The sequence below is a fragment of the Streptomyces sp. NPDC032745 genome (genome assembly GCF_055579465.1).
Genome location: NZ_JBVING010000018.1, coordinates 1 through 19204, shown reverse-complemented (window position 1 = coordinate 19204; position 19204 = coordinate 1). Strand labels below are relative to the sequence as shown.

The 19204-nt window shown below is 70.3% G+C and carries 18 protein-coding genes and 4 pseudogenes; 13 read left to right on the top strand and 9 right to left on the bottom strand.

Annotated elements, in window-relative coordinates; genetic code table 11:
• The first annotated feature begins 13 nt into the window (after positions 1-13).
• The 4 genes and pseudogenes from ACZ5WG_RS34545 to ACZ5WG_RS34530 form a co-directional block, all read left to right on the top strand.
• Positions 14-1186, top strand: a complete 1173-nt coding sequence (locus ACZ5WG_RS34545) for an acyl-CoA dehydrogenase family protein (RefSeq protein WP_468728402.1) — start codon at positions 14-16, stop codon at positions 1184-1186.
• 79 nt (positions 1187-1265) lie between these two features.
• Positions 1266-2225 (top strand): 3-hydroxybutyryl-CoA dehydrogenase, encoded by a 960-nt coding sequence (locus ACZ5WG_RS34540; RefSeq protein ID WP_468728401.1) that lies wholly within the window; start codon positions 1266-1268, stop codon positions 2223-2225.
• Positions 2222-2833: a TetR/AcrR family transcriptional regulator gene (locus tag ACZ5WG_RS34535; RefSeq protein WP_468728399.1), complete on the top strand. Its 612-nt coding sequence runs from the start codon at positions 2222-2224 to the stop codon at positions 2831-2833. The genes ACZ5WG_RS34540 and ACZ5WG_RS34535 overlap by 4 nt, the downstream gene beginning before the upstream one ends.
• 90 nt (positions 2834-2923) lie before the next feature.
• Positions 2924-3134, top strand: a pseudogene (locus ACZ5WG_RS34530) (RNA polymerase subunit sigma-24); the annotation flags it as partial.
• 26 nt (positions 3135-3160) lie between these two features.
• Here ACZ5WG_RS34530 and ACZ5WG_RS34525 read toward each other — a convergent pair.
• From ACZ5WG_RS34525 to ACZ5WG_RS34505, 5 genes and pseudogenes are all read right to left on the bottom strand, one after another.
• Entirely contained in the window at positions 3161-4273 is a 1113-nt protein-coding gene (locus ACZ5WG_RS34525) for a C40 family peptidase (protein ID WP_468728398.1), read from the bottom strand.
• A 484-nt stretch (positions 4274-4757) separates the two neighbouring features.
• A complete protein-coding gene (locus ACZ5WG_RS34520; protein WP_468728396.1) occupies positions 4758-5618 on the bottom strand; it encodes an MBL fold metallo-hydrolase in 861 nt (286 codons plus the stop codon).
• Positions 5615-5875, bottom strand: a complete 261-nt coding sequence (locus ACZ5WG_RS34515; protein WP_468728647.1) for a hypothetical protein — start codon at positions 5873-5875, stop codon at positions 5615-5617. Before ACZ5WG_RS34515 ends, ACZ5WG_RS34520 begins: the two co-directional genes overlap by 4 nt.
• Positions 5844-6056, bottom strand: a pseudogene (locus ACZ5WG_RS34510) (hypothetical protein); the annotation flags it as partial. The pseudogene ACZ5WG_RS34510 and the gene ACZ5WG_RS34515, both read right to left, overlap by 32 nt.
• Positions 6036-6197, bottom strand: coding sequence for a hypothetical protein (locus ACZ5WG_RS34505; protein ID WP_468728646.1), 162 nt, complete (start codon positions 6195-6197; stop codon positions 6036-6038). The pseudogene ACZ5WG_RS34510 and the gene ACZ5WG_RS34505, both read right to left, overlap by 21 nt.
• 881 nt (positions 6198-7078) lie before the next feature.
• On the opposite strand from ACZ5WG_RS34505, the pseudogene ACZ5WG_RS34500 reads away from it, so the two are divergent.
• Positions 7079-7327, top strand: a pseudogene (locus ACZ5WG_RS34500) (transposase); the annotation flags it as partial.
• A 993-nt stretch (positions 7328-8320) separates the two neighbouring features.
• Here ACZ5WG_RS34500 and ACZ5WG_RS34495 read toward each other — a convergent pair.
• Positions 8321-8860 carry a hypothetical protein gene (locus tag ACZ5WG_RS34495; RefSeq protein ID WP_468728394.1) on the bottom strand — a complete coding sequence of 180 codons (540 nt, stop codon included), beginning with the start codon at positions 8858-8860 and terminating at the stop codon, positions 8321-8323.
• Positions 8861-9398: 538 nt separating this feature from the next.
• Here ACZ5WG_RS34495 and ACZ5WG_RS34490 point away from each other — a divergent pair.
• Together ACZ5WG_RS34490 and ACZ5WG_RS34485 are read left to right on the top strand one after the other, a co-directional pair.
• Complete coding sequence (locus ACZ5WG_RS34490; RefSeq protein WP_468728393.1) at positions 9399-10106, top strand: hypothetical protein; 708 nt, start codon at positions 9399-9401, stop codon at positions 10104-10106.
• 66 nt (positions 10107-10172) lie between these two features.
• Positions 10173-10367, top strand: coding sequence for a hypothetical protein (locus ACZ5WG_RS34485; protein WP_468728391.1), 195 nt, complete (start codon positions 10173-10175; stop codon positions 10365-10367).
• Positions 10368-10422: 55 nt separating this feature from the next.
• Here the strand turns inward: ACZ5WG_RS34485 and ACZ5WG_RS34480 are convergent, their stop codons facing one another.
• Complete coding sequence (locus ACZ5WG_RS34480; RefSeq protein ID WP_468728390.1) at positions 10423-11334, bottom strand: hypothetical protein; 912 nt, start codon at positions 11332-11334, stop codon at positions 10423-10425.
• 354 nt (positions 11335-11688) lie between these two features.
• On the opposite strand from ACZ5WG_RS34480, the gene ACZ5WG_RS34475 reads away from it, so the two are divergent.
• Together ACZ5WG_RS34475 and ACZ5WG_RS34470 are read left to right on the top strand one after the other, a co-directional pair.
• Positions 11689-12042 (top strand): hypothetical protein, encoded by a 354-nt coding sequence (locus ACZ5WG_RS34475; protein ID WP_468728388.1) that lies wholly within the window; start codon positions 11689-11691, stop codon positions 12040-12042.
• A 45-nt stretch (positions 12043-12087) separates the two neighbouring features.
• Positions 12088-13545: pseudogene (locus tag ACZ5WG_RS34470) on the top strand (NF041680 family putative transposase); the annotation flags it as partial.
• Positions 13546-13557: 12 nt separating this feature from the next.
• Here the strand turns inward: ACZ5WG_RS34470 and ACZ5WG_RS34465 are convergent.
• A complete protein-coding gene (locus ACZ5WG_RS34465) occupies positions 13558-14046 on the bottom strand; it encodes a DUF4265 domain-containing protein (protein WP_468728387.1) in 489 nt (162 codons plus the stop codon).
• Between the two features lie 518 nt (positions 14047-14564).
• Between ACZ5WG_RS34465 and ACZ5WG_RS34460 the strand changes: the two genes are divergently transcribed.
• Positions 14565-15437 carry a hypothetical protein gene (locus ACZ5WG_RS34460; RefSeq protein ID WP_468728385.1) on the top strand — a complete coding sequence of 291 codons (873 nt, stop codon included), beginning with the start codon at positions 14565-14567 and terminating at the stop codon, positions 15435-15437.
• Positions 15438-16219: 782 nt separating this feature from the next.
• Here ACZ5WG_RS34460 and ACZ5WG_RS34455 read toward each other — a convergent pair.
• Entirely contained in the window at positions 16220-17071 is an 852-nt protein-coding gene (locus ACZ5WG_RS34455) for a LysR family transcriptional regulator (protein WP_468728638.1), read from the bottom strand.
• Between the two features lie 81 nt (positions 17072-17152).
• Between ACZ5WG_RS34455 and ACZ5WG_RS34450 the strand changes: the two genes are divergently transcribed.
• From ACZ5WG_RS34450 to ACZ5WG_RS34440, 3 genes are all read left to right on the top strand, one after another.
• On the top strand, positions 17153-17647 hold the full coding sequence (locus ACZ5WG_RS34450; protein WP_468728384.1) for a cupin domain-containing protein: 495 nt from the start codon (positions 17153-17155) through the stop codon (positions 17645-17647).
• 171 nt (positions 17648-17818) lie between these two features.
• On the top strand, positions 17819-18178 hold the full coding sequence (locus ACZ5WG_RS34445) for a DoxX family protein (RefSeq protein ID WP_468728382.1): 360 nt from the start codon (positions 17819-17821) through the stop codon (positions 18176-18178).
• 245 nt (positions 18179-18423) lie between these two features.
• Positions 18424-19182: an ISL3 family transposase gene (locus ACZ5WG_RS34440; RefSeq protein WP_468728380.1), complete on the top strand. Its 759-nt coding sequence runs from the start codon at positions 18424-18426 to the stop codon at positions 19180-19182.
• The last annotated feature ends 22 nt before the right edge of the window (positions 19183-19204 follow it).

Genomic DNA, 19204 nt, shown 5'->3' with positions numbered 1-19204 from the left:
AGGACAGACCCACATGGACTTCCGTCTCACCGCCCGTCAGGAAGAGCTCCGGAGCGCGGCGCGCGCACTCACCGAGTTCATCACGAAGTACGAGCTCGACTGCGAGGAGAACAACGGCCTGCTCCCGCAGGCCCACGCCGAGATCCGCGACGCCGTCCTGGACAGCGGGCTGCAGGCCGTCAACATGCCGGCGGAGTGGGGCGGCGCCGGCCTCACCGTCCTGGAGCAGGTCACGGTCCAGGCCGAGCTCGGGCGGCTCACCGGAGCGCTGTGGGACATGGTGTGGCGTCCCGCCAACGCCCTGTCCTTCTGCACCCCCGCGCAGCGCGAGCGCTACCTCGTCCCGGTGATCCGGGGACAGCGCCGGGACTGCTACGCGGTGACCGAGCCCGGGGCCGGATCGGACCCGCAGAGCCTGAAGACCACGGCGACCCGGACCGCCGACGGCTGGGTGCTGAACGGCGAGAAGTGGTTCGTCACCGTCGGAGACCACGCCGACTTCATGATCGTGCTGGCCGCCGCCGGGGAGGAGCGCGCGCCGACCCTGTTCCTCGTCGACAAGGACACGCCGGGCATCGAGATGACCCGCGTGCCCCGCTGGATGCACACCTTCGTCTACGAGCACCCCGAGTTCACCTTCACCGAGGTGTACGTCCCCGACGACGCGGTGCTCGGCGAGGTGGGCCAGGGCTACGACATCACCCGCTCCTGGTTCACCGAGGAGCGCCTGATGATCGCCGCCCGGACGATCGGCGCGGCGGAGCGGGCCTTGGAGCTCGCCCGGGACTGGGCCGTCGAACGCCGTCAGTTCGGCTCGCGCATCGCCGACTTCCAGCTCATCCAGGGCATGCTCGCCGACTGCGTCGTGGACATCGCCGTCAACCGCGCCTACACGCACCAGGTCGCCTGGGAGGTCGACGAGGGCCTGGTCGATCGCAAGACGCTGCACGCCAAGGCGGCCATCGCCAAGCTGTCCGCGAGCGAGGCCGCGGGCCGGGTCATCGACCGGTGCGTGCAGATCTTCGGCGGTCGCGGCTACGACCGCTCGTACCCGGTCGAGCGGCTCTACCGCGAGCTGCGCGTCGACCGGATCTGGGAGGGCACCTCCGAGATCCAGCGCCTGATCATCGCGGGCGAATTGGTCAAGCGCGGCACGGGCGTCCTGCGGATGCCGTCCGCGGGCTGACCCCGCCCGGTGGTCCGGGCGGAGCCGCCCGGACCACCGCCGTCCCCGTACGCACATCCGAGGAAGGAAGGGCGAGCCGATGACCGATGTGGAACGGGTCGGGATCGTGGGCTGCGGGCTGATGGGCGCAGGGATCGCCGAGGTCTGCGCTCGCGCCGGACGGGACGTCGTGGTGGTGGAGACGTCCCGCACGGCCGCGGCCGCTGGCTGGGAGCGGATCACCCGCTCCCTCGCACGGGCAGCGGCGTCCGGAAAGCTGACCGCCGACGAACGGGACATGGCCGTCGGCCGGATCGCGGTGATCACGGACATGGACCGGATGGGGGACCGGGACCTCGTCGTCGAGGCGGTGGCCGAGGACGAGCGGACCAAGCTGGCAGTCTTCGCCGTGCTCGACCGGACGGTGCGGCGGCGCGACGCCGTGCTTGCGACGAACACCTCCTCCCTCCCCGTGATCCGGCTGGCCGCCGCCACCTCGCGGCCGCAGCAGGTCATCGGCCTCCACTTCTTCAACCCCGTACCGGTACTTCCCCTGGTCGAGCTGGTGCCGTCCCTGCTCACCGGCGACGAGACCGTCCGACGGGTGCACGGGTTCGCCTCCGAAGTTCTGGGCAAGCAGGTCATCCGCGCCCAGGACCGGGCCGGGTTCGTCGTCAACGCCCTCCTCGTGCCGTACCTGCTGGCCGCGGTACGCATGGCCGAGTGCGGCACCGCGTCACCCGGGGACATCGACCGCGGCATGACCCTGGGCTGCGCCCACCCGCTGGGACCGCTGGCCCTGGCCGACCTCATCGGCCTGGACACGGTGCAGGCCATCGCGCGGTCGATGTACACGGAGTACCGGGAGCCCCTTTACGCCCCGCCGCCGCTGCTGGCCCGGATGGTCGACGCGGGTCTGCTCGGCCGCAAGACGGGCAGGGGCTTCCACACCTACGCCGGTCCCGGCGGCCCCATGCGGGAGAATGGCGGGGTGGCGGCCACGGCAACCGGGCCCGCCCGCCCGGTCCACGGGCGCCGACACGGGGAGCAGCCAACGTGACCAAGGCCGATCGCGCGCTCGAGACGCGTGAGCGCATCCTGACGGCAGCGTGCGAAGTCATCGCCGACATCGGTTTCGAGAACGTCAGCATGCGCAAGGTCGCCGAACACGCCGGTGTGTCGAAGGCCCTGCTGCACTACCACTTCGACACGCGGGAGAACCTCTTCGCCGAGGCGATGACGCATTCCTTCGCCCAGACCGGCAAGGACACCGAAGCCGAGGCCGACTCGGTCCCCTCCGCCGTCGTCCTCGCCCGCATCCTGCGCAGCATGCTGCCGACGGACGCGGAGCTGCGCCAGGACTGGAAGCTGTGGCAGGAGCTGTGGGTGCGCGCCCAGCGCGATGCGACGGCCCGGAATCTGGCCGTCGACCTGTACGACCAGCTGCACGCGTGGGTCGGCGGGGCCGTGGAACGGGGCGTCGCGAGCGGGGAGTTCGCCGACTGCGACGTCACCGCGCTCAGCACCCTGGTCTTGGCCCTGTGCGACGGCCTCGGCATCCGCCTGATGCTCGACGACCCGCGCGTGGACCTGGTAACGGCCCGGTCGACGATCTGGCGGACCATCGCCCCCACGCTCGGCATCGACCCGACGGTCCCGGAGGTCTGACCGTCCGGTCGCCTTGGTCTCCGCGGGTGCCCGCTCCACGCGTTCACCTAGCGCGGCGACGGCGGCCGGGACGACCTCCAGGAGTTCAGCGGCCTCCTGATTCCGCTCGCCGACCGGAGACCGGAGCCGCTGGGACACGGCCGCCATCGCCGGGGCATCGGGATCCTGCGGGGCGCGCCGGCCCGTGACCGGCACGGCAAGTACCAGGCCCAGGCCGCCGTCGCCGCCCTGCACGCCGACGCCCCCACCGCCGGGGAGACCGACTGGCCGCAGATCGTGGAGTGGCACGACGAACCAGGGTTCGCCGTACGGCAGGCCGTACGCGCGTCAGCGGGTCAGGAAGCGGGTGGCGCCCACGTAGACGCGGCCGGTGGAACCGATGGGCTCCTCCTTGACCGGGTCACCGGTCCGAGGCGAGTTGATCATCATGGGTTCGCCGTTCCGCGTCCCCGAATAGATGCCGACGTGGGTGACCTCGGTGCCGGTGGCGGGGCGGAAGGCGACGATGTCGCCGGGCCTGAGGTCCTCCGTACCGGTGATCCGCACCCCCGCGGCCGAGCCGGCGGGTACCTGCCCGCCGCCCGCCTCGAACTGCGGTTGGGCGTCCCGGGGGATCGTCACGCCGAGGGCGGAGTAGACCTGGCCGGTGAGACCGGAGCAGTCGTAGCCGAATCCGGAGGTGCCCGACCACAGGTAGGGCAGACCCAGGAAGGCGCGTGCGGCGGCGACCACGTCCGCGCCGCTCGCTGAGGCCGGCACCCTCGCCAGGTCGTCAGCTCGGAAGAACAGCCGGCCACCGCCGGTGGAGTAGGCGGTGACGACTCCGGGCAGCGGACCGGCCTTCACCGGGAAGGAGGTGTTGTACGAGTACTCGCCCGCCTGCCCGGATTGGCGGCGGTCAAGCGCGGCCTGGGCGGTGGCGAAGCCCCGGGCCGTTGGGCGGGCAACGCGTTCCTCGTGCGTACCGCCGGGCGGGCGCCGGTGCTCCGAGGTCAGTTGCCGGTCGGGAATCCAGCCGGGGTAGGCGCCCCGTCCTGCCTGGTCCCTGGGGGTGGGCTGGCCGTGCACCCATACGTGGTCCCAGAGCAGACCGCCGTGCCACTCGGTGTGGTCGACGGTCACCGGAACGCCGTGGAGAGCCTGCGTCTCCCCGGCGACCTCACGCCGCTCGTCCAGGGACATGGTCGTCAACCAGCCGCGGATGTCTGCGGGATTGGTGGTCGCCGGAGCGTCCACGGGCCGGACCTGTCCGGGGCTCACCCAGACCTGAGCGACCGTCACGTTGACGTAGCAGGTCGCGGCGCCGTCGCAGGGACGTGGCGCGGCGGACACGGCGGGGCGGGCCGGGGTGGTGGGAGCCGCGGGGATTGCGGCGGCCGGAGCGGCGAGGGCGAGGAGCATTGCGGCGGTGGCCGTCAGGACGGTCTTCACGGAGTACATGCGTCGATCCTGTCCAGGGCAGCGCGCCTGCGAACCCCTCCGGCCCGGCCGGACCACGTGGTCGTGGGATCGACTTGGCGCCGCCAACCGGACCCTGGCGTCGTGCACCGCATGCTCGGGGTGGGCGAGGAGCACGTTCAGCAGGTCAGGGTCCCGTCCATGCCCTGACAACGCCTGCGGACCGGCGCCTGAGGCAGGCCCGTGGCCGACCTCCGGCAGCTGTCCTTCTGCGCGACTCATTGACCTTGCAGGGGAGTTACGGCCAGGACCGGACAGGCCGTTCGCCCGGACGACCTTCCACCCGACTGACGACACCAATCCGTTCCCCGTCCCCGACGGTGAGCCGGCGGCCGCACCCGAGGAAGGAGGAAGGCCGTGGTCACGGCCGGCGGCCCCGCCCTGCACGCACGGCTCGCGCACGGTAAGCCGGGCCGTCCGTCCGGCCGTCCGGGCGCGCGGTAGGACGGTGCGGCCGGCCCGCAGGTCAGTCCCGGTACACGACGATGAAGGCGCCGCGGGGATGGGTGCCCGACTGTCCCGCCGTCTCCGCGAGGGCGCGGCGCAGGGCGTGCAGGTGGGTGGTTGCGAGTTGGAGCGGAGGCTCGTCCGGCTGGTGGGTGGTACCCCGCGGGTAGTCGGTGTTTGGTTGCGTGGTCATCTCGATGTGGCAGCCGAGGAGGTGGGTGATCGGGCGGGTCGCGCAGAAGTCCACGAGCCGGTCTACCGTGTCAGCGTAGGCCGCCCGGTCCTCCACGTAGAGCCGCCCGGGGTAGAGCGAGTCGCCGGTCAGCAGCAGACCCGTGTGCCGGTCGTGGAAGACCAGAGCGGCGGCCTGGTGGCCGGGCCCGGGGACGAGGTCGAGGACACGTCCGCCCAGGTCGAGCTCGGTGGTGCGGTGCGGCCAGTCGTCGAGTCCGAAGTGGGCCGTGACCTCGTCCAGCCCCGGGCCGACGATCGTGGTTTCCGGTCTGTCGGCGAACTGTCCATCGCCCGCGATGTGGTCGCCGTGCCCATGGGTGTGAGCGACCGTCAGCCCGTACCGTGCGCGGGGATTGCGCATCAGCCAGTCCTCGATCAGGGCGTCGACGGTCGCGCGCAGGGGGAAGTAGCCGGGGTCGGCGGTGGCACCCGTGTCGATCAGGAGCGCCCGCTCGTTCCCGAAGAGGAGGAAGAGGAACGGCGCCTCGTAGTGCACCGACTTGTTCTGGCGCAGGATCACCGTGTTCTGGGTGTAAGCGTGGACCTGGATCTCGGGGGCGGGATCGTGCTTGGGGGACGGCCAGCCCGCGTGCCACACGGCGTCCAAGCTGCCGGGGACCGGGGCGTCGAGGAGGAAGTCGATCACGACCCCAACCTATCGCCGCCGTCCTTGAATGCATACGTCACATCCTTCGGGGTCTGCGAGGTCTGCGGGGTCACGGTCGGATCGTCGGAGTTATGCGGCCCCGATTTGCCGCCTTCCCCCGCTCCGTTCGGATGCCATCGCTGTTTCGCGGCCCGGAAGCGGTGCGATTTTGCTGTGCACTTGCCAGTGGCCGCGACCACCAGCTCGTCCACGCTGTCGGGGAACTCACCCTGGCCCGCAACCTGAAGTGCAGACACTGCGGGTGTTTTGTTCGCCGAGGACGAGACGGGGCCTGCGGTTCAGTTGGGCGGCGACGTCACGGAGGTCACGGGCGGAGTGGACGGACAGACCGCTGCCCTTGGGGAAGTACCTCCGCGGCGGCCCGTTCGTGTTCTCGTTCGTCCCGCGCGGCCAGGGTCAGTGCGGGGGGCAGACGTAGATCCGGAAGCCGGTGACTGCCTCGATGTCCCGGTGCAGGGTCAACTCACGGCCCTGGGCCTGGTTGTGGGCCCACGAGGGCTGGCGACGGCCTTCGGGCTTGCTGCCGCGCTTGATCGGCGGGAGCGAGGGCTCGCGCACGCGACCTGGAGATGGCGTGGATGGTGGTCCGTCACGAGAGGCGGCTGGGGCGGTCAGAAGCCTCCTTGATCGCTTGCCGCCTTCAACGAGGTGCCTCCGTCGGAGTCATCGATGTGATGAACGGGCTGCGGGAGGGACCCCCGGACGTGGGCCGGTGGGGTGGCTGCGAGACTGCGGGGGTGAGCATTCCGCGCCGCCCGCTCGGGCAGGGACCCGCCCCAACCGCCGACGGCATGGGGGAGCGTGCCGTACGCGGCCGCACCATCGCCGATCAGGCTGCCCAGAATCCGCCCCGGCCGCCCTCGCGCACAGTCGCCGAGCCATCGCGGGGACGGCGAACCCTGGGAGCCGGCCCCGGCACCTGAATCCCCAGCCAACCCGCACCGGCCGGAATCAGGAGCGCGCAGCCCGTTCTCGCACCGCGGGTCTTCTGGGCGGCCTTCGAGCATGGTGGTCCTCCTTTGCGGCGACGGGCTTCCGCACGGGATCGTGGCTGTGCCCGGGTCGATGCGGTGGCCACCACAAACGGAGCGGCGCCGCTACGACGCCGGCACGCCGTACGGATCGCTGCATAGGCCTCGTTCGGGGCGGGGGAGGGCGGGCAAACGGCGGGCTGGCGGCGTAGTGCCTTCAGGCATCAGCGGTATCGCGGCTGGATCATGAAAGCGTCTCCTGAGTACCGGCCCCTGCAGCCGAAGTGCAGTCGCCGACCGGTGTTTGCTGGACTTCAGATGGTGGCCTCGGTCGAGGAGATGTCCGCCTGCGCGGACTGTTCGTCGCGATCCAGAGCGAGGCCAGGCGAAGTTGACACCGACGACGCGGTCCCCGGACTCGATCAAGACGGCGCACTGCCTTCGCATGACGGTACCCAAGGCTGTCCGGTCAGGCTCTGGGAGACCGCCTGGGAAGAGTTCACCCCGTTCCTGCGGTTCGACACCGAGATCCGCCGCATCGTCTGCACGACCAACGCGATCGAGTTCGTGAACGCCAGGATCCGGCGGGCGGTCAAGGCCCGTGGGCACTTCCCGAACGAGACCGCCGCTCCGAAGTGCGTCTACATGGCGATCGTGTCCCTGGACCCCACGGGCAAGGGGCAGGCCCGCTGGACCATGCGCTGGAAGACCGCTCTGAAAGTGATCCAGAACCACGATTCAAGCGCCGCCGACACTCGAGGACGCCGGCACTGCAGAGGGTCCGCACTTGTTCTAGGCGTCGTCCGGCGGGCCATGACCGGAGCCAGAGGCGGAGCGCGGCCACGGAGCGCGTACAGCCCCCGGTTGAAGCCGGCCGGCCGCCGCCCGCCACGCGGTCTGCCGGTTGACAGCCGAACCCCGGTCGACCGAGGTCCGCCTCTCGCGCCGGGAGCGCGCCGTTGCAGAGGCCGCGTGCGCCGGAGCTGTCGGGGGAGCGGTGCAGCGGGGCCCGCCGCAAGGTCGCCCCTGTCCACCGGGCACATCACGCGGAGGAGGGTGGGCTGCCGCACCATGGAAAGTGCTGGGTAATCGCGTCTCGTAAGGAGCCGAGCGGATACGGAGACGCTGGGCCCGTGAACGGCCAGTCCCCTGCCCAGGTCGAGAACCCTCAGATGAGTGACTGCCAGTGCGGTCCCGGCTGCAGCTGCGGCTGCCAGAACGGCGGCGCGTGCCAGTGCGGCGGGGGCTGCGGCTGACCGCGTCCGCCGCGCCCCGGTGTCCTCCCAACCGGCGAGCCGGCGCTGGTCGGACCGGCCCGCCGTGACGCCGTCCCGGCCCCCGCTCTCCCTGGAGGCGTGCGGCGCCCGGGGGCTGCCGTCCCGCTCGCTGAGCTCCCCGCCGCGCGGGCCGAAGCGCTGAACGCCGACACCGTCAGCCGCGAGCTGTCCATCGTCCGCACGGCGGTCGGCTGGTGGCTCGCCCGTGGCCGGCTCATCGGTGACCCGACCGCGGGCATCGAGCGCCGGCCCTCCCCACGGGCACGGCACTCACGTTCAGTTCCCGCCGGACGCCGCCGAGGACATCGACGACGCGATGACGATCGGTCCTGACCAGCTCTGGCTGTTCAGGGGCAACCGCCTGGTCGCCGTCAACCACGTCCAGGGATGACGATGCCTCGTCAGCCTCGCGGCGACGGCTCACGCCTGGGCATCAGGGGTTGTGGGACATGGTCATCGGAAGGGCCGTGAGCTGCGCGACGACCTTGCCAGGGTCACCGACGCGGGCGAATTCGATCGGCTGCTCCAGCTGGTAGACATCGCCCTGCGGGGGGAACACCGTGAGGCTGGAGTTCAAGGTGGCCAGCGTCCTGGTGTTGGACAGCGTCATCGGCCCGTTGGAGCCGGGGAACTTGTCGATGGTGAGGGTGAAGTCGTGGAACAGGGTGTTCTTGTACCTCGGCGGCGTGTTCGAGATGACTTCCAGCAGGCTGAGCGGTGTGACGTCGATGTCGGCCTGCGAGAGCGTGACCCTGCCGAGCTCGGGGTGGGCGGCGCTGTACTCCTCACCGATGATCTTCAGCCGTCTTCCGCCGAGACCGCCGGTGATGGGCGCCTCGACGCGGACCCTGATGCCGCCCTTGAAGTCGAGCTGGACCATGCCGATCGCGTCGATCTTCAGCGGCACGTCCACGGCGTAGCCGGAGCACGGGATCTCCACCCCGATCGGGGGCAGCTGACCATCAATATTCATGGGGACATCTCCAGAGCAGGGGGACGCGCCGGGCGACGCGGACATGCCGTGCGAGTGACGGCATTCCGCACGCTACTGATCACCACAGGCCCCGGCCCGCTCCCGCACCGGCAGGCCCCGAAAGGATGAATCCGGCTATAGCGGCGCAGGGCTCAAGTCGTCTGCTCCTTGCATCTCCTTTGAAACGACGCGGCGTACCTGCGCCTGGCTGAACCAACCGGCCGCGGTCGCAACGGCCGGTTCTCGGGCCAGTTCGTGCCCGGCTGGTCCATGGTGCGCCGAGCACGGCGACACAGTGAGGCCGGTGTTGGAATGGCACCCCGGCAGTGGGGTCCGCTGCAGTGACCCGTCCCGTGGGGGACGGTGGCCGCGCGGCCACGTCGAGTCGGGCAGACTGCCGGCATAAAGGACGATGAGAAGGCGGTGGTCCTGGACTGGCTCGGATAGATCCTGGCCGCCGCGCCGAAGCGGCGGACGATGCCCGCGAAAGCTTCTCAACCAAGCGGACCTCGGGGGGGTGGTCGAGATCCCGGTGTCCGTGTTCGCCGACCCTGACGCCGCGGCACTCGTCTTCCCGGGCGGCACCGTGCGGATCGACGGCGCGGTGTGTGATCTGCAGGCCCTCTCGGTCGGTGGACAGGCCACGATCACCGCGTCCTCGGCGCCGGTGGACGTGGCGTTCACCGGCGAGGGCGAGTGGGTGACCGGAACGGTGGCCGCGGTCGATCTCGGCGAGGGCTGCAGTCTGGTCCTGGTCGACGGGGCTCCGGACGGTACGGCACTGCCCGCCGGAGCCTGGGCGCTGACGGACGGCCGGGCCCTGCGACTGACCAGGCGCACCCCTGCGCCACCGACCGATCCCGAACGCCTGGACGGCCTGGGCCGTCCCCTGCCCGCAGTCCGCGTCCGCACCGCCGCCGAACGCGAGGGCGCCCGCACACTGCGGGCTCTGGTCACCGAGCACGGCATCCTCACCCCCCGCCCCAGGCCGGTGCCGCCCTCGCCCGGTGCAGGCCTTCCCGGCCGGGGCGCGGTCGGTGGCTTGGTGCCGGTGCCGGTGCCGGTGCCGGTGCCGGTGCCGGTGCGGGGCGGGAACGGGGTGGACGGTGACGCCCCCGCGGGCCGCGAGCAGCGCGGCGAGGAACAGGGGCAAGGGCCAGCGGCGCATGCCGCTACCGCCCCGCACCCAAGGGGCCCAGTGGCCCAGGCGCTCATGAAGCGCTGCGCGCGGTCGGGCCAACGGTGAGCGCCCGCCGATACGCGGTCGGGGTGCGGGTCGGAGCCGGTGCGGGGTGAGCGGCGGATCAACCGGGTGCTGGTCGCGGTATGGGGCCTGCTGTCGTACGCGGTCGCTGCTGGTGAAGGGCCGCGTGGGGTGCTCGGGCAGATCCATGAGTTGGCCGACAGCCGTGATCTTCCGGCGGAGGCCTCGGGCGAGGACGGCGCACTGTTCTCCGGCTTCGGCTCGGATTTCCTGCGGTGCGCTCTCCGTGCGCCGTCTTTGTGAGTGCGGTGGCCGTGCCCGGGCTGGTGATGACCAGCCCGGGCACGGGGGGGGGGTGTCACCAGGTGATGACCACTGCCCCGTCACCGCCGTTGGCGCCTCGGGCTCCGTGGTGGTTGGAGAGTCCGGCCCATCCGTCCAGGCCGATCCACTTCTCGCCCTTGGCGTTGCCGACGTTGGGGTCCCATTCGCCTCCCTGGCCGCCGTCGCCGCCGCCGTTGCCGTGCGCTCCTGGTCCGCCGTTTCCGCCGGCGCCGTAGGACATGCCGCCTGCTCCGGCCGGTGTGCCGCCGGGGCCGAAGGCGCCGGGGCTACCCGCGTGCCCGCCCTTTCCGGGCCGGCTGACGCCTCCCTGTTCGTTGTGGGTGCCGTCGGCTCCGTTGGTGCCGGGCAGGCCGGCGCCTCCGGGCTGACCGGGCTGGCCCTCCACCACTGCGACGCTCTTACCATGCCTGCCGCAGGGCTCTACTGCGGGGGAGTTGCCCCCGACGCCGGTTCCGCCCGCGCCACCGTCCGTGCCGCTGGCTCCGCCGCTGCCACCGGCCCCACCGGCGATGGTGCCGTTGTAGCCGCCCCCACCTCCCGAGCCGGCACTGCCGGACCGCCCCGCCTCACCGCCGATTCCCCCCGGCGCGCCCGCGACCGACTCCAGGAACTTGTTGCTTGCGTTCCGGATGTCGATGCCCGAGCCCGAGGCGCGGCCGCCGGCGTGTCCGTCGCCGCCGGCCGCACCGCCAGTCCCGTCGGTTCCACCACCGAATGTGCTGCCACCGCCCTTCCCCCGAGCCCCCTGCGAACCGCCGGGGCCGCCCGCGCCGCCCGACGCGCCGCCCCCGACGGTGATCCGCAGCTTCCACCCCGGCGACACAGAAAGCCGGCACTGAACGAAGGAGCCGCTGCTCGCGCCCGCGCCTCCGCCGCCTCCCGCACTGCCTCCGCCGCCACCGCCACCACCGCCGGCTGTCCCCACGGCGTTGGACCCTCCTCCGTTACCGCCACCGCCGCCCCCGCCGCCCCCGCCGGTCCCACCGCCGCCGCCACCACCGCCCCCGGCGCCCCAGGCATACACAGTGATCTCTTCGACTCCCTGCGGGACTACCCAATCCCACTGTCCTGGCTGCTCCCACCGCTTGGTGTGCTGCACGCTGTGGACCTCAGCCGGCTGAGCCTGAACAGCCTGGGTGCCGCTCACCACGGCCGCGCTTACCAGGACAGCCGCTCCGAGCATATTTTTGATCATGACTGCACAACGAGCCGTGACCTCTCGCGTCACCTCCGCGGCCGACGCAACTCTCATCTCTGGTGAAGGTCGTACGGTCGCCTCGTGTGTGTGCGACCCGGCCTCGGCCTCGGCCGGGTGCTCTCCCATGTGGTCAGCGACGGCATCGTGGGCACCGCCGCCCGTTCCCGCGCCACCACCGCCCCCGACCCGCCCGCGCCCGGTCAGGCGGGTGCGGCCCTCACTTCCACCCCGATGCTGCTGGCCCGCTCCCGCCACGCCTCCGTCCGCTCCCTGGAGTGGTACGCCCCCCGGTGTCGACGCGGCCCGGCACTCGCCGAGCGCGACCCATCAACGCTGACGGAGCTGAGCTTGTCGTTTATCGTCCGCTGTCGAACGCGGATCGAACTTGCTTCGGCTTTCTCCAGTTCACCGGACGCGCCAGGGGCCGGGGCTTGATCCTGTGACCAGGGTCGCTGCGGCACGGAGGCCGGGATCGCGGAACTGGTCGGACACGAGGTTCAACGAGGCGCGCTGGCGGCGGTGACCGAATTCCGTACCGAGTTGTACTCGTGCCTGGTCTCCCGGAGCGACGCGCTGTTCGAGCTGTGCGACGCCTTGCTGTGCATTGACGGTCCCGTCCGCACCCTCGTGGACCTGGCTCTCGTTCCCGAGCACCGACGCGGCCACGGTGCCCTGTACTCCGGGCTGAACCGGGGCCGGATCGACGTAGCTCGGCTGAGGCGGGCCCTGGCCGGTGTGCCGCTGCCCCGGGCTGCCGATGGACGCCTTGTGTTGGCGGTGGACGTCTCCCCGTGGCTGCGCCCGGACGCCGACACGTCTTCGGACCGCTCGTTCTGTCACACCTTCGGCCGCGGTTTGGGCAAGCACCAGATGGTGCCCGGCTGGCCGTACTCGATCGTCGCCGCGCTGGAGACGGGCCGGACCTCGTGGACCGCGTTGCTCGACGCGATTCGGCTGGAGCCCGGCACGGACCTGGCCGCCGTCACCGCCGGCCAGGTCCGCGAGGTCATCGAACGCCTCATCGAGGCCGGCCAGTGGCGGGACGATGACCGAGACGTCCTGGTCGTGCTGGACGCCGGATACGACGCGCCTCGTATCGCCCACCTCCTGGCTGACCTGCCGATCGAGGTGCTGAGCCGGCTCCGGTCCGACCGCGTGATGCGCAAGCCGGTCCCGGTGCCGTGGATCTGCCCGCCGCAGGGCGGGCGCCCGCCCAAGCACGGAGGTGAGTTCGTCTTCGGCAGCCCCGAGACCTGGGGAGAGGTGGCGGTAGTGACCGTGACCGACACCGAGCGGTACGGGACAGCGACCGCGCAGGCCTGGGACCGGCTACACCCCCGGCTGACCCGCCGGGCGGCATGGGGTGATCACGACGGCCCCTTGCCCATCATCGAGGGCACCGTGATCAGGTTGACGGTCGAGAAACCGCCCAGCGGCGGGGTCAACAAGCCCGTCTGGCTCTGGTGGTCGGGTACCGGCGCCACCACGGACGACGTTGACCGATGCTGGCAGGCCTTCCTGCGAAGGTTCGACGTGGAGCACACCTTCCGCCTGCTCAAGCAGACGCTCGGCTGGACCCGACCCAAGCTCCGGGACTCCGCCGCGGCCGACCGCTGGACCTGGCTCGTCCTGGCCGCCCACGCCCAACTCCGGCTCGCCCGGCCACTCGCGCGCGACCTCCGCCGGCCGTGGGAACGGCCAGCGGAACCGAACAGACTCACCCCCGCCCGAGTCCGCCGGGGGTTCAGGAACCTCCGCGCGAAGACGGGCACTCCAGCCCGTGCACCGAAACCCACTCGATCGGGCCCCGGCCGCCCACCCGGCTCGAAGAACCGGAGACCCGCCACCCGATACGACGTCGGACGCGTCCTCGCCACAGGCGAGTCATACGCCCGACCCGCACATCACAAGGTCGGCACCAAACCTCGACGAATCGGAGAGCCGGCAGGCTCAGGCGTTCCACCACTCGTCGGTGCCACATCCGACCTCGTAGTGCCACCATCCCTCTGTCTGCCCCTGTGCCAGGAGAGTCTTGATCCCGGCGAAGTCCGCGCCTGCCGGTGCGGTGAAGGCCACCATGGGAAAGTCCTCGCTGAAGACCTCGCCTCCGAGCTCGAACACTGAAAGGCGCTGATGCACCGCCTGCGGACTGCGTCCCAGGGGACCGTTGGGCACAGGCACCACACGGATCGTGCAGTTGCCGGACGAACTAACCCGCCCGACAGCCCAGTGGAGCCCGTCGGCATCGGTCTGGTATCGCACTACATCGCCCTCGGCGACCCCGTTCTGGAGAAACGGGATGTTCTGCACACACGCCGTGTCATCGCCGAGCGGCGTCGCCCACAGGCCCTCGGTGTCCTGGGGGAACCATCCCTCGCGAGGGATGAACCGGAACCAGACCTTGACCTTCTCGACCACGTTCTCCATGACGGCCATCATGCGCCGACCGTCAACAAGGCCTCGCACCGGGTCTGAGCTGGAGATCAACCTCAGCCGTCACGGCACGGCCGGAGGTTAAAGCTCAAGCTGAGTGCCTGTTTCTGAACCCTGTCTACGCAGACCAGCGGCTTTGAGCCGGAAGTCCGGTGAACCGCTCCCGTTCGCAGAACAGTCACCGTGACGGAAGAGCGAACGGAAGTCCTGGTGCGCCTGTGGCAGGTGCAGCATTTACCGCAGTCACCGCGACCCAGGGGCCCGGTTGACGGCCGCGAATCGCTCCGAGAGCGACCCTAGATCGAGGGTAGCGAGAGTCTGCTGGCCGGGGTTCAGGCAGGCGGCCCTGCCGGCGCCGTCAGCCGGATGGTGCGGCTCGGCGTGCGGCTGGGGGTGTGGCTGGTCACAGTGTGATCATGCCCGATTCCGACGGCGGCGGACGGCGGCGCCCGCCGGGGCGCCGGGGGCCGCGCGTGCGTGTACCCCGGGTGGACCAGCAGTCGCGGCCGGGGCCTCCACGGTGGATGTCCTTCCTCGAAAAGGCTGCGTACATCATCGCGCCAGGGACCGTCGTCATCGGCTTGCTCTACTTCTACGGCAGCACTTACACGGATACGTACTACTCCTTCTTCGGGGTGCCGCCGGGCGACCTCCAGTTCTCCGTACAGGGTTACTTGGTCAACAGCCCGCAGGCGATTTTCATCCCGGTGTGGTTCCTGTTTAGCGTTGGCGTGGTCCTGCTGATGCTGCTGTTCACGATCGAACATGTGCTGGCAGGTCCCCGGAACGTTGCCCGGCGCCGTGTGGTGGCCCGGTGGTTCATGTACCCCAGCGTGGTCATCCTGCTGCTGATCCCCTGGGTGTTCTCAGAGTGGCTCATGGTGCGAGCACGGGGCCCGGCCTCGGTGGGAGAAGCGCGTGAGTTGTGGCCACCACTCGTCGTAGCGCTGGCAGCCGCGCTGTACCTGTTCGGTCTCCGACTGAGTCCCGGAGATTGGGGTTCCCCGAACAAACGGGCACCGACGGGCAGGAGGGTGTGGCTCGTCGCTGAGGTGGTGCTCGCTGGGACTGTGGCGGCAGCCCTGTTTGTGTACGTGGCCCGCTACGCGACGACCGCGGGCTGGAGTGATGCCGCCATCGACGCGGGCAAAGGGTTCAGGGGCTACCCAGGTGTTGTGATTTACTCGCGGGTCAAGATCGCCCATGAGGTTCCGGGGATCACTTACACGGACAAGGGCAGCGGAAGCGGGCCCTACCGCTTCCGCTACACCGGCTTTGTCACCCTTGCAAAAACGCCGACCCACTTCTACCTAGTCCCCCGCGACTGGCAGTCAGGACAAGTGGTGCTCATGCTGCCGAACGACGGCACCTTTCGGGCTGAGATGAGGCCAGTCTGAGTACCTGTCTGAACCCTGGCCTGCGTAGACAGGGTTCAGAAACAGGCACTGACGCGCTCAGGAGCGGCTACGGCACCTTTCGGCCGTTCCTGCCGGGCCGACTCTGTCTGGCCTGGCCGACTCTGGACGAGGGGGCGACCCTGCCCGGGATGGTGTTGCGTCCGCCGGTGGGAGCCGATGCTGGCGCAGGCTGCGCAGGCTGCGCAGGCTGCGCAGGCTGCGCAGGTTGCGGAGCCGGTGGGCCGGCCCGGCCGCGCTGCGCGCGCGTGTGGCCTACGAGCAGAAGTTCGACGGGTAACCGTGGCCGGCGCGGGAGGAGGTCGTGATGTCGCAGGGGAAGCCATGCTCGGTGATCCACCGCGACAGGAGCCGAAGAGGGCCGTCAGCAACTGACGGCCCTCACGAAACTAAGTCGATGGCCGAGGCCGCCCAGACCGCTGCGGCGGCCTTCCGGCTGATGCTGACGATCTCCGACGCCGTGCGCCGCGCCGCCCAGAAGAGGCGCCAGGGCAAGGAGGACGAACTCGGAGGGGGAGGAGAAGCTCGCCCCGGGCTGGGTTGCCGAGGCGCTGCGCCGCCCGCTGCTCGACCGCGGGGTGCTGGCCGACCTGATGGCGGGTGAGGACTGGCCTCGGATGGCGGGGCAGATGGTCTTGCTGTAGAGGGCCAGCGTCGTGTGCCAGAACCGAGAAACGCCGGCAGATATCACCATTTCCGGAGGCGGTCACGAGGGCTGCAGCGTTCGAATTGTTCATGAGCTGCGGCAGCGCCGTCGCCGATGCTCAGTGGCGGTACGCGGCTGCCGCGATCTCGATGAATGATCGGATCAACGGGTTGGTGTCTCCTTCGTTACACACCGCCACCACTGGGCTCGGCGCCATGTCGATCAGCGGTACCACGGTGAACTCCGCGGGCAGGTCGTGTCCGAGCGGCGCCAGGCCGACCGTGCCGTTCCACAGCACAGCCTGCAGGCATTCCTGGACGGCGCGCACCACTGGTCCCTCGCGCGGCCTGCCACCGTTCCAGTACGACTGCCAGATGGGGTCAGTGCCCTGCGGAAACTGGAACCAGCGGCGGTCGCGGAGCTCGGCCAGCCGCAGCCGGCCGCTACGGGCCAGCGGGTCGTCGGCGCGCAGGACCACGCCGACCGGATCGGTCCGCAGCACACGCACCGTCAGGGCAGTCTCGTCGAACGGCGCCCGTGTGAGGGCGACGTCGACCAGTCCAGCGCGCAGTCCGCACGTCGGGTCGGTCAGATCGGTGTCGCGGATATGGATGTCGATGCCGGGGTGGTTTCGGCGGTAGGCGGCGGCCAGCCTGGCCACTCCCGGGTCGGTGCCGTCGCCCAAGATGCCGACGGTGATGGTCGCGACGCCGGCTGCTGCGCTCACGCGTACCCGGACGCGGTCGGCGTGGTCGAGTAGGGCTCGCGCCTCGTCGAGCAGCACCGTGCCCACCGGAGTGAGCGTGACGCCGGTGCTCGAGCGGGCGAAGAGCAGCGCCCCGACCTCGGCTTCCAACTGCTTGATCGCCCGGCTCAGCGGCGGCTGACTCATATGCAGTCGGGTGGCGGCCCGGCCGAAGTGGAGTTCCTCGGCGACCGCCACGAAGTAGCGCAAGGTCCGTAGCTCCACGCTGCAACGATACCAACGAGGTATCGGCGCTGCTGAATAGGTCTTGGACACCGGCGAGGTCCAGGCGGTGCACTCGTGAACATGACCGAAGAACCCAAGACCAGCGAGCCGCAGGCCGACCCCGCCGTATCGGTGGTGGGTCCCCGCGACGGCGAGACGATCGTTCTGGGCACCACGCGCATGCGCGTTCTCGAGGACGGCAGCCACACCGGGCACCGCCTCGCGATCACCGAGTCCGTCCTCGCCCCGCACACGCAGGGTCCGCCGCAGCACCGCCATGGCCAACACGACGAGGGCTTCTACGTCCTCTCCGGCAACGTGCGGTTCACCGTCGGGGTCGAGGACTACGACGCCACCGCGGGGACGCTCGTCATGGTTCCGCCGGGCACCCCGCACACCTTCGCCAACCTGACCGACCAACCCGCCGTCATGCTCAGCACATTCACACCCGACCTGTACGTGCAGTACTTCCGAGACCTTCAGGAGGTGCTCGCCGGCGGCCGGCCGCTGACGCCACAGGCCAACATCGACGCGATGAGCCGCTACGCGACACAACCCGCCACTGACCTCGCCTGAGGCCGACGGGACGAAACGGCTCGGCCGTCCTCCTTCGAGCTATGGGGCGTGGCGCTCCCGCCTTTCGCATCCGAACCCCTCGGACGACGGACCGGCCTTCTCCAGGGGGCTTCCCTGACACTCGACGCAATCGACAGGCCCCCGCGAACCGGGGCCCCATGAACGGGAACCATGAACATCGCCTATTGGATCGTCGCGGGACTGCTCGCGCTCTTCTACTTCTACGCAGGCACGCTGAAGGTGATCCGCAGCCGCGATCAACTCCGACCGATGATGGCTTGGGTCGACCGCATCACCTTGCCTGCCCTCAGGGCGCTGGGGGCGGTCGAAATACTCGGCGCGGCCGGTCTGATCCTGCCACCGCTGACCGGCACCGCTCCCTGGCTGGCGCCGGCCGCAGCCGTCGGCTTCGTACTCCTGCAGACCGGTGCGATCGCCGTTCACCTGACCGGCGAAGACCGCCGGATCACACTCAATGTCGGACTCACCGCCACAGCGGCTGTGACCGTCTGGTTGGCCACCAGGCCGTGATCGTGGCTCAGTCCTCGACCGGTGGAGGCGACTGCTGGGCCAGCCGCCTGACGGCCGCTGTCACTTCTCGGTTCTGGCACAGATCTTGGGGAGTCGTCGCCGAGCGTTACCTCGATGTTCGATTGCGAGGAGACGGGATCACGTGAGCCCGCGTACGCATTGTCGTCCGACGATCAGAACTGACGCTCCCTCAAGTGCTGGCCGGCCGCTGCTGAGATCGGTCGTGGACGGTGATGGTGCTGGTCATGCAGACCGATGCACCGTTCTGGGACTTACTGGTGTTCGACGGGATCGACGATGTGGATGTCGAGGCGGTTACGGCCGCTTTCGGTGCAGTCGAGGTGGTGGCGAGAGGCCGCGCGGCCGGGGCCGCGTGTCCGGACTGCGGCCGGTTCTCGGACCGAGTCCACGACCGTTACCAGCGCAGGCTGAAGGATCTACCGCTCGCTGAGCAGGGCTTTGTGATCCGGCTGACGGTCCGGCGCTTCATCTGCGGGGCGGCGGACTGCCCGCGTCGGACGTTCGCTGAGCAGTTCTCCCGGCTGGCCGCCCCGCACGCACGGTTCACCACGCGGCTCAACCACGCCCTGGAACGAGTGGGGCTCGCGCTGGCCGGGCGGGCTGGCGCTCGGCTGGCTGCCCAGCTGGGCTTCGGTGCGGGACGGATGACCTTGTTGCGCAGGGTCATTGCATTGCCTGATCCACGTTTCAGCACGCCGCGGGTGCTGGGCGTGGACGACTTCGCAATCCGTCGTGGCCAGAGGTACTCCACCGTTTTGACCAGTGTCGAAGACCATCGAGTGGTCGATGTGCTCCCGACCCGTGAAGCCGGTCTGCTGGCCGTGTGGCTGGTCCGTCACCCCGGCGTGGAGATCATCTGCCGGGACCGGGCCGGTGCCTACGCCGAGGGTGCCCGGCGTGGTGCCCCCGATGCTCTGCAGGTCGCCGACCGGTTCCAGTGCGCCATGAGGCGCCTTGTCGTATCCCCGACCCAGTCGGGATGAATTCGGAAGGAGATTCTTGGGT